Source organism: Streptomyces sp. NPDC046203 (assembly GCF_040646255.1).
Taxonomy (GTDB): Bacteria; Actinomycetota; Actinomycetes; order Streptomycetales; family Streptomycetaceae; genus Streptomyces.
On the sequence record NZ_JBEYZX010000022.1, the window covers coordinates 89753 to 99560 of the forward strand.

Consider the following 9808-nt stretch of genomic DNA (forward strand, 5'->3'; position numbering starts at 1 on the left):
TGGCGCGGGCGGCAAGCGCGGGGTCGGCGCGCGGGGCGTGAAGCCGAAGCCGGTGGCGGCGGCGCGGCTGCCGGAGGTCCGGCTGCCCCCGCTCGCCCCGTACGCGGGGGCCCTGGAGCCGGACGGGGACTACGACGGTGTGGAGTTCACAGGCGCCGACCTGACCGGGCAGGACGGCGCGGGCGCCCGTTTCCTGGACAGCGCGCTGCGCGGCTGTGTGCTCGACGGCGCCCGGCTGACGGCGGCGCGTTTCCTCGACTCGGTGCTGGACGGGGTACGGGGCGTGGGCACCGACCTGGCGGGGGCGCAGTTGCGCGATGTGGAGGTCGTGGAGGCGCGCCTCGGCGGTGCGCAGCTGCACGGGGCCGTTCTGGAACGGGTGTGGATCCGGGGCGGGAAGGCGGACTTCCCGAATCTGCGGGCGGCGCGGCTGAAGGACGTGGTCTTCGACGGCTGCGTGCTGAACGAGCCGGACTTCGCGCGCGCCACCCTCGAACGCGTCGAGTTCCGGGACTGCGTGCTGATCGGCGCCGACTTCAGCGGGGTGCGGATGAAGGATGTCGATCTGCGGACGGTACGGCGCCTGGAGATCGCCCGCGGCGTGGACGCGCTGGCCGGTGCGGTGATCTCGCCGTCCCAACTGCTCGATCTGGCACCGGTGTTCGCGGCACACCTGGGGCTGCGGGTGACCGACTAGTGCGGCGTCAGGCAACGTTCGCCCCGTTCTTACTGAGGGGAGTGCGGATCACAAGGGGCACGTAGTCTCGCGGGATGCATTCGCACCTGAGTTTCGAGAACCCTCCCGCGCTGTCTCATGAGGCCGTGGCCGAAACGCTGGAGCGGGCTCTGCGTGACCGCTCGCACGAGGGCGAGGCGGCGAACACCCTGGTCGGAATCGCCTTGAGCGACAACGACCGTGAGTTCGTCGAGCACTGGTGCATGGAGGTCGGGACGCGCGCAGTGCCGAGCAGTCCGCTTCTCGGGCTGGCCGGCCTGTGTCTGGGCCATACCGCTCGACGCTTCGGCCGTCTTGGCGACGGCGCTCTTGCGCTGGCGAAGTCGCTGGCGGCGCGTGCTGAAACGGACCCGGCGGACGTGGACGGTCGGGCTCTCGACGGTTATGACGATGTCCGGAGCTTCCTGCACCTTTGGTGACACCGGCTGGCGCCCGCCAGTCAGGCGGTGTTGGCCCCGCTCACGATGGCGGTGAGGCGCTTGTCGGCGGCTGTTGCCTGTTGCGGCACTAGATCCGTGAGTAAAAGGGAAGGGAAAAGAAGAGGGGGCCGGGGGCCGGGTCAGGACACGCGGGGGAAGCGGGCCTGGAGGTCCCAGATCGCGGGGTTGCCGGCGAGGTCCTCGTGCATGTCGGTGAGGTCGGCGATCAGGTCGTGCAGGAAGTCGCGGGCCTCGCGGCGCAGCGCCGCGTGGTTGAAGGTGAGGGGCGGCTGCTCGCCGGGCATCCAGTCGGCCTCGACGTCCACCCAGCCGAACCGGCGCTCGAACAGCATGCGGTCCGAGGACTCGGTGAAGTCGAGTTCGGCGTACTGCGGCTGGGCCGCGCGGCTGCCGCGCGGGTCGCGGTCGAGCCGCTCGACGATGTCGCACAGCGCCCAGGCGAAGTCGAGCACCGGCACCCATCCCCAGGCTGTGGATACTTCCTCGTCCTTGTCGGTGTCCGCGAGGTACACGTCACCGCAGAACAGGTCGTGGCGCAGCGCGTGGACGTCCGCCGTGCGGTAGTCCGTCTGCGGCGGGTCGGGGAAGCGGCGGGAGAGCGAGTAGCCGATGTCGAGCACGCCTCGATGGTGTCACGTCCGGAGGGCGGTACGGCGCGGGGGCGGCGCGCGGACGTACGTGGGGGTGGGGGCCGGGGCCCGGGCGGGCGTACGGGCCCGGGGGCGGGGCCGGGTCGGGCGGGCGTTCGTGCCGGGCGGGGCGCCCGGCCCCCTCGTACGCCCTGCCTCCCGTGCGTCCGCCCCGCCCGCGTGCGTCCGCTCCGTGCGTACGCCCGCCCCCCCCGGCAGTCCCCGCGCCCGGCCCCTTTGCCTTCGCGGGCTCCCGCGCCCCGTGCCGCCGGCTCAGGTCCGGTGGACGGCGCGGGCCAGGCGCGGGCCGAGCCAGCGCTTGAGGCGGCGCAGCGGTTCCAGCCGGTCGGCGGCGCGGTCGAGGCGGTAGTAGAGCTGCGGCGGTACGTAGGGCAGCAGCGGCGAGTGGCGCTGGCCGAGCAGGGCGAACATGCGGTCCGGCGGCAGGCGCATATAGCGGGGCAGGTTCTCGTACCACTGCGCGCTGTGCCGGGCCGCGCTCTGCGCCGGGACGAGTTCGGCGCGCCGCCGCCGCCCGTACGCGGTCAGCGCCCGGTCCAGCGAGCCGAAGCCGTCCGGGCCGCACCGGCGCAGGGCGGCGGCGAGCACCAGGGCGTCCTCCAGGGCGAGGGTGGTGCCGGCGCCGATCGAGTAGTGGGTGGTGTGGGCGGCGTCGCCGAGCAGGACGGTGTGGCCGCGGTGCCAGACGCGGCTGCCGAGGGTGCGGAACGTGAGCCACTGGGCCGGCGCCGCCGGGTCGCCGTCCTCGTGGTGGCGGCCGATCAGCGGCTCGCCGTCGAGCAGGTCGGCGAAGAGCTTCTCCAGGAGGCGCAGGCTGTCCGCCTCGCTCGCCCGGTCGAGCCCGAGGCCGGTCCAGGTGGCCGGCGCGCACTCGACCACGCAGGTCGACTGCTCGCCGCTGAAGCCGTACGCGTAACACCAGACCCAGCCGTGCTCCGTCTCCTTGAAGGCGAAGTTGAAGGAGTCGAAGACCTTCGTCGTGCCGAGCCAGACGTAGCGGTTGCGGCCGCTGGTGATCTCGGCGCCGAAGTGGCCGGCGTGCGCCTCGCGCAGCACGCTGTGGACCCCGTCGGCGGCCACGACCAGGTCGGCGCCGGCCAGCTCGGGCGCGCCGGGGCCGTCGACCGGGTGCTCGTACGCGACGTGGACGCCGAGTTCCCGGGCCCGGTCGGCGAGCAGGGCGAGCATGCGGCGGCGGCCGATGCCGAAGCCCGCGTCGCCGTGGTGGGTGGTGCGCTCGTCGCGGACGATCGCCGTGCCGTCGGTCCAGGTGACGGACGCGGCGGCGATCGCCTCGGCGGACTCGGGGTCGCCCGCGCGCAGTTTGTCGAGGAGCCCCGCCCAGTAGGTGACACCCCACCCGTAGGTGGACCCGGCCGGGTTCCGTTCGTAGACGGTGATCTCGTGGCAGGGGTCCTGGCGTTTCATCAGGATGGCGAAGTACAGCCCGCCGGGGCCGCCCCCGACGACGGAGATCTTCATGTGCGCTCCCACGGATCTTCATCGGGCATATGACACGGTGCGTCCGGAAAGCAACGGACAGTAGCAGGGGGAGGGTGTGCGGGTGGGGGAGACGGGCCAGGAACGCCCGGAGGGACGACCCCTACGGAAGCCTCTTCGGTTATCCGGGCCCGACCGGGGCGGCCCGGACCCGCCCGGCGCCCGCACCACCCCCTACGGGTCCTACGGGTCCTACGGGTCCTACGGGTCCTACGGGTCCTACGGGTCCTACGGGTCCTACGGGTCGTGCGGGCATCTGAGGCCCCCGATCCGGCGCGCCGGTCCCATCGATCCCGTTTCAGGCGCCTGGTTTCGTACGTCTGTTTAGGATCGGTTCGTGAACTCGACGCGTACCCGAATCCGGGCCGGAGCCGTGGCCGTCGCCCTCGCCCTCCTGGCCGCCGGCTGCGCCGCCGGAGCGGGCCGGGACGGCGGCGCGGTCCATGGTGCCCCCGGCGCGGCCGGGCTGCGCGACCCGTACTTCCCGAAGCTCGGCAACGGCGGCTACGACGTCGGCCACTACGGCCTCACCCTGTCGTACGAGCCCTCCACCCGCCGCCTCACCGGCAAGGCCGAGATCACCGCGACCGCCACCCAGGACCTGAGCGCCTTCAACCTGGACTTCAGCGGTATGACCGTGCGCTCCGCGACCGTCGACGGCGCGCCCGCCGCCGTCAACCGGGCCGGCAACGAACTGACGCTGCGCCCGCGCCGCGACATCGACAAGGGGGCGCGGTTCGTCGCGGTCGTCACCTACGAAGGCGTCCCGAAGACGATCACCGACACGGACGGCGACGAGGAGGGCTGGGTCCCGACCTCCGACGGGGCGCTCGCCGTCGGCGAGCCGACCGGCTCGATGGCCTGGTTCCCCGGCAACCACCACCCCTCCGACAAGGCCACCTACGACGTCACCGTCACCGTTCCCGCCGGGCTGAAGGCGCTGTCCAACGGGGTGCGCACGGCCGAGCGGAAGACCGCCGACGGGCGCGGCGTCACCTCCGTCTGGCATTCGGCCGAGCCGATGGCGAGCTATCTCGCGGTGCTCGCGATCGGCCGTTTCGACACCTCGACCACGACCGCGCTCGGCGGCCGGGTGCCCGTGCTCAACGCCGTCGATCCGACCGCCGCCGCGAAGAGCGCGGGGCTGCTCGCCAAGGTTCCCGGCATCCTCGCGGAGCAGGAGCGGCTCTTCGGGCCGTACCCGTTCTCGTCCGCCGGTGTGATCGTCGAGCGCGAGGGCGACCTCGGCTACGCCCTGGAGACCCAGACCCGGCCGATCCTGCCCGTCTCCTCCTTCAACTCGCCCACGCTCGTGCACGAGCTGGCGCACCAGTGGTTCGGGAACTCCGTCTCGCCCGCGAGCTGGAAGGACATCTGGCTGAACGAGGGGTTCGCGACCTACGGGGAGTGGCTGTACGAGGAGCGGACCGCGCACCTTCCGGCGCAGAAGTCCTTCGACCACGCTTTCGCCAACGACGCCGTCTGGGACTTCCCGCCGGCCGAGCCGCCGACCTCGGAGGACCTGTTCTCGCCGCCCGTGTACCAGCGGGGCGCGATGGTGCTGCACAAGCTGCGGCAGCGGGTCGGGGACGCGAGCTTCTTCGAGATGCTCAAGGGCTGGCCGGCGAAGTACCGGCATGGCACCGCGAGCACCCGGGACTTCACGGACTACGCCGAGTCGATGACGGACAAGGACCTGTCCGGTCTGTGGGACGTCTGGCTGTACGGGGACAAGAAGCCCGCCAAACCCTGAGAGGGGTCGGGCCCGGGGTCGGGGTCGGGGTCGGGGTCGGGGCCTGATCCTGGCGCTGATCCGGGCCCTGATCCGGGTCTGGGGCCGGGTCTCCGGCCTGGGGCGCGGAGGTCGGTTCCGGCATATGCCAGACCCACGCGCCGCGTCCTGGCATATGACTGCGTATGACCGCCGACGGCGCGCGGCCCGCCACCCCCTCGTGAGGGTGACGGGCCGCGTGCGTGCGGATGCCGGACGGGCAGCCGTTGGATCAGAGGATCAGAGGTTGACGCCGAAGTCGCGGGCGATGCCCTCCAGGCCGGAGGCGTAGCCCTGGCCGACGGCGCGGAACTTCCACTCGGCGCCGTTGCGGTACAGCTCGCCGAAGACCATGGCGGTCTCGACGGCGGCGTCCTCCGACAGGTCGTAGCGGGCGAGCTCCTCGCCGCCGGCCTGGTTCACGATGCGGATGTACGCGTTGCGGACCTGGCCGAAGTTCTGCGAGCGGGTGACCGCGTCGTAGATGGAGACCGGGAAGACGATCTTGTCGATGCCGGGGGCGAGGCCCGCCAGGTTGACGCTGATCTGCTCGTCGTCGCCGCTGCCCTCGCCGGTGCGGTTGTCACCGGTGTGGACGATGGTCTGGTCCGGCGTCGACTTGTTGTTGAAGAAGACGAAGTGACCGTCGGAGACGACCTTGCCCATGGCGTCGACGCCGATGGCGGACGCGTCGAGGTCGAACTCCGTGCCCGTGGTCGTACGGACGTCCCAGCCCAGGCCCACGGTGACGGCGGCGAGGCCGGGGGCCTCCTTGGTCAGGGAGACGTTGCCGCCCTTGGACAGGCTTACAGCCATGGGAAGTCCCTTTCTGCGGTACGAAGTGCGGCACGGGGTGCGGCACCGGTTGCTGACGGGTCGTCGAAAGCGATAACGCGCGATGCTGCCCGTCGGTTCCAGCACGCGGCACCGTTTCCGGAATGGCTGATTCCAGTGCCCGCTTCCGTGCCCGCTTCCCATGCCCGCCTCCCGCGCGGGCGGCCTTTCCGCCAGAGTCCCGGAGGAAAAGAGCGTGACGTGCGGTCGCGCGGGCGGGGAACATGGACACATGTCCGGTCCCTATCCGATCCGCGGCTCCGTCTCGCTTCCCGAGGCCGAGCTGATCTGGCGTTTCTCGCGGTCGTCCGGGCCGGGCGGCCAGCACGTCAACACCAGCGACTCCCAGGTGGAGCTCCGCTTCGACCTGGCGGCCACCGAGGCCCTGCCCGAGGTGTGGAAGGCACGCGCCCTCGAACGGCTCGCGGGCCGTCTGGTGGGCGGCGTCCTGGTCGTCCGCGCCTCGGAGCACCGCTCCCAGTGGCGCAACCGCGAGACTGCGGCCGTACGTCTGGCCGCCCTGCTCGCCGAGGCGAGCGCACCGCCGCCGAAGCCGCGCCGCCCGACGAAGATCCCCCGAGGGATCAACGAACGACGGCTGCGGGAGAAGAAACAGCGCGCGGACACCAAGCGCGGCCGGCAGGGCCGCGACTGGCACTGACGGTCGGCACTGAACCGTTGGTGCTGACGGTCGGCACTGACGGTCGGCACTGACGACTGGCGCTGACGGGTGGCGCTGACGGTACGGAGTCTTGCGGGGCGTCCCACGGTTTCCCCGCGCGGTTTCCCCGCGCGCGTAGGGCCGGGCTTCGCCGCCCCCCCCGTAGGGGTCGGGGCGTGGCGGGCCGTACGGGGCGGTGCGGAACCCGTACGGGTCGATCCCGTACGAGCCGATCCCGTACGGGGCGAGCCGACCCGCCGTCCTGCGCGATGGCGCGGCCCGCACAGCCGGCCCAGGCGGCCGAACCGCCCCGCCCCGCCCCGCTCAGCCCAGCGTGCGGTAGTTCCCGCGGAAGTACGTCAGCGGGCCGCCCTCCGCCCGAGGCAGCTCCGTCGCGAGGACGCGGCCGATCACCAGAGTGTGGTCCCCCGCCACCACCCGGCTCTCCGTACGGCATTCGAGGGTGGCGAGCGCGCCGCCGATCAGGGGCGCGTCGCTGTGTTCGCCGCGCCGGTACGGGAGGTCGGCGAAGAGCAGCCGGTCGCTGACCCGGTTGCGCATCGCGAAGCGGCCCGCGATCTGCCGCTGGTTCTCGGCGAGCAGCGACACCGCCCAGACCGGAACCTCCGCGAGCACGTCGTCCATCCGGGAGCCATTGCGCAGGCTGACCAGGACCAGAGGCGGGTCCAGCGAGACGGAGAGGAAGGCGGTGGCCGTCATGCCGATGTCCTCGCCGCGCGGACCGTCCTCCGGGTCGTGCGCCGTCACCAGGACCACGCCCGCCGCCAGGCGGGACATGGCCGCGCGGAACTCGTCGTCGCTCACCCCCTCAGCATGAGGGATCGCGGCAGCCCCGGGGCCGGCCGCCGCGAGCGCGGGGCCCGGCGGGGTCCCGAGGCCCGGCGGGGTCCCGGGTCCCGGCGGGGTCCCGGGGGACGCCGGGGGCACGGGGAATCCGGGGAATGCGGCGGCCGAGGGGATCGCGAGGTCGTGGACGGCGGGCGGCACGGGGGAGGTCACGGGGGTCTTCTGGAGCACCCTCGCACGCTAGTCCGCTTCCCTCCCGTGCCGCATCGGGCCCGGGGACCAGCGGCGATTCCCTCATGGGTCCTAGGACCCCGGACGGAATATGCCATTCCGGGGTTGTTGTGACTTGAGTCACAGAGGGGGGTAATTGTTGACCCTGTGTACCGAGTGCGCAGCGCGCTGTGATTCAGTGGCGGGGACAGTGCATTACGTAGCCAAAGCCGTAGCCGTAACCGATGAGAATCCTGGAGTCAGCTGTCGAGGTCTCGGGGAGAGCGAGCGATGGAGACCGAGTCGGAGCCGTACGTCCGTCTTGCGACCCTGCGGCAGCTTCACCGGGTCGTGACGGACCTCAACACCGCCCGCAGCCTCGCGGACACTCTGCAGGCCGTCGCCGACGGCATCGTCACCGGCCTCAACTATGAGCTGGCCGCCGTCAATCTCGTCCGGCCCGACGGCGACCTGGTCGTCGCCGCCTTCGCCGGCAGCCCCGCCGCCGAGGCGCTGATCACCGGCCGGGTCGGCTCCCGCGCCTCCTGGGACCGCCGGCTCTCCATGGGCGAGTCCTGGGGCGACCTGCGGTTCATCCCGCACACCGAGGGCTGGGTGCTGATCGAGGACGACGTCCCGCAGTGGCACACCGAGGGTCCCGCCCCGCGCTTCGAGGACGAGTGGCACTCGCACGACCGGCTCTACGCCCCCATGTACGCCTCCGGCTCCGCCCGCGAACTCCTCGGCGTCATCTCCGTCGACCGCCCGCGCAACGGACGTCACCCCGGCCCCTGGGGCCGAGAGGCCCTCCAGATGTACGCCTCGCAGGCCTCCATCGCGATCAGCAACGCCCGGCTCCGCTCCAACATGCAGCGCGCCCTGGTCCGGCTCGAACGCGAGCAGCAGGCGCTGCGCGCCAGTGAGGAATCCTTCCGGCAGGCCTTCGAGTACGCGCCCTCCGGCATGGCCATCGCCGAGATGGGCGGCGACCAGCACGGCCGCCTGCTGCGCACCAACGACGCCCTGTGCCGGCTGCTCGGCCGCCCCGCCTCCGTCATGCGCCGCTACTCCTTCGCCGACCTCGTCCACCCCGAGGACATCGGCACCCTGCTGCGCACCTCCGCCGAGGGCGGCCGGGCCGAACTGCGCCTCGGCCGCCGCGACGGCACGTACGTCTGGGTCAGCCTGCGCAACTCCGTCGTCGCCGACACCGCCGACGGCCCCCGCTTCCTCCTCACCCACGTCGAGGACATCGAGGAGCGCAAGCGCCACGAGCTCCAGCTCGCCCACCGCGCCTCGCACGACGCCCTCACCGGCCTCCCCAACAGCGCCGAACTCCGCTCCCGGCTCTCGGCCCGGATCTGCTCCCGCCCCGCCGCTGCCGGTACCGGCGCCGGCGCTCCGGGACACATACCGGCGCAGTCGTCCGGGTACCAGGCGCACCAGCAGGCGCAGTCCCAACCGCACCAGCAGTCCCTGTCCCCGTCCCCGTCGCCGTACGGATCCGAGTACGGGGCCGCATACGCCTCCGCGTACCCGCCCGAGTACCCGTCGGAGTACGCGGTGGAGTACGCGGTGGAGTACGCGTCGGATGGCTACGACTACGACCACGAGCACGGCTTCGGGTTCTCGCCGGCGGGCGCCGCCGCCGGCGAGTACGACCACCACGTCCATCTCGTCGCCCCCTCCGGCGGCGAGGTCGACGACGGCACCAAGGGCCTGGCCGTCCTCTTCTGCGACCTCGACGGCTTCAAGTCGATCAACGACCGCTTCGGCCACCACACCGGAGACGCCGTGCTCATCGAGGTCGCCCGCCGCCTCACCACCGGCGTTCGCGACGGGGACACCGTCGCCCGGCTCGGCGGCGACGAGTTCGTCGTCCTCGCCGACGGCCTCGGCGCGGCCGACGCCGCCGATCTCGCCGTACGGCTGCGCAACGCGATCATCCCGCCGATCCGGGTGGACGGGCGGGCCGTGCGGGTCGGCGCCAGTTTCGGCATCGGCTGGGCCGAGTGCGGGATGACCGTCGAGGAAGTCCTCAACAGTGCGGACCAGCGGATGTACATCGAGAAGCGGTCGCGGGCGAAGGTGCACCGCCGAGCGGGCTAGGGCGTGTTTCGAAAGTCCCTCCTGGCCCGCGACGCCTGGCACGCCCTCCCCCGTAGCCCTTCGGGCACGGGAGGTGCCCCCACGCTGCGT

The 9808-nt window shown here is 72.4% G+C and carries 9 protein-coding genes; 5 read left to right on the top strand and 4 right to left on the bottom strand.

The window, feature by feature from the left end; all coding sequences use genetic code 11:
• Positions 1 to 52: 52 nt before the first annotated feature.
• Complete coding sequence (locus ABZ990_RS18200; protein WP_361232028.1) at positions 53 to 697, top strand: pentapeptide repeat-containing protein; 645 nt, start codon at positions 53 to 55, stop codon at positions 695 to 697.
• Between the two features lie 74 nt (positions 698 to 771).
• On the top strand, positions 772 to 1155 hold the full coding sequence (locus ABZ990_RS18205) for a hypothetical protein (protein WP_361232010.1): 384 nt from the start codon (positions 772 to 774) through the stop codon (positions 1153 to 1155).
• Between the two features lie 140 nt (positions 1156 to 1295).
• Here the strand turns inward: ABZ990_RS18205 and ABZ990_RS18210 are convergent, their stop codons facing one another.
• A complete protein-coding gene (locus ABZ990_RS18210) occupies positions 1296 to 1796 on the bottom strand; it encodes a hypothetical protein (RefSeq protein ID WP_361232012.1) in 501 nt (166 codons plus the stop codon).
• A gap of 282 nt (positions 1797 to 2078) precedes the next feature.
• Positions 2079 to 3308 (bottom strand): FAD-dependent monooxygenase, encoded by a 1230-nt coding sequence (locus ABZ990_RS18215; RefSeq protein ID WP_361232014.1) that lies wholly within the window; start codon positions 3306 to 3308, stop codon positions 2079 to 2081.
• Between the two features lie 412 nt (positions 3309 to 3720).
• Here ABZ990_RS18215 and ABZ990_RS18220 point away from each other — a divergent pair, with 412 nt between their 5' ends.
• Positions 3721 to 5079, top strand: coding sequence for a M1 family metallopeptidase (locus tag ABZ990_RS18220; RefSeq protein ID WP_361232030.1), 1359 nt, complete (start codon positions 3721 to 3723; stop codon positions 5077 to 5079).
• A 258-nt stretch (positions 5080 to 5337) separates the two neighbouring features.
• Here the strand turns inward: ABZ990_RS18220 and ABZ990_RS18225 are convergent, their stop codons facing one another.
• A complete protein-coding gene (locus ABZ990_RS18225) occupies positions 5338 to 5913 on the bottom strand; it encodes a TerD family protein (protein WP_361232016.1) in 576 nt (191 codons plus the stop codon).
• A gap of 250 nt (positions 5914 to 6163) precedes the next feature.
• On the opposite strand from ABZ990_RS18225, the gene arfB reads away from it, so the two are divergent.
• Positions 6164 to 6592 (top strand): alternative ribosome rescue aminoacyl-tRNA hydrolase ArfB, encoded by a 429-nt coding sequence (arfB, locus tag ABZ990_RS18230; protein ID WP_361232018.1) that lies wholly within the window; start codon positions 6164 to 6166, stop codon positions 6590 to 6592.
• A 324-nt stretch (positions 6593 to 6916) separates the two neighbouring features.
• Here arfB and ABZ990_RS18235 read toward each other — a convergent pair whose 3' ends face one another.
• Positions 6917 to 7435, bottom strand: a complete 519-nt coding sequence (locus ABZ990_RS18235) for a flavin reductase family protein (protein WP_361232032.1) — start codon at positions 7433 to 7435, stop codon at positions 6917 to 6919.
• Positions 7436 to 7900: 465 nt separating this feature from the next.
• Between ABZ990_RS18235 and cdgB the strand changes: the two genes are divergently transcribed.
• Positions 7901 to 9718: a diguanylate cyclase CdgB gene (gene cdgB / locus ABZ990_RS18240; protein WP_361232020.1), complete on the top strand. Its 1818-nt coding sequence runs from the start codon at positions 7901 to 7903 to the stop codon at positions 9716 to 9718.
• The last annotated feature ends 90 nt before the right edge of the window (positions 9719 to 9808 follow it).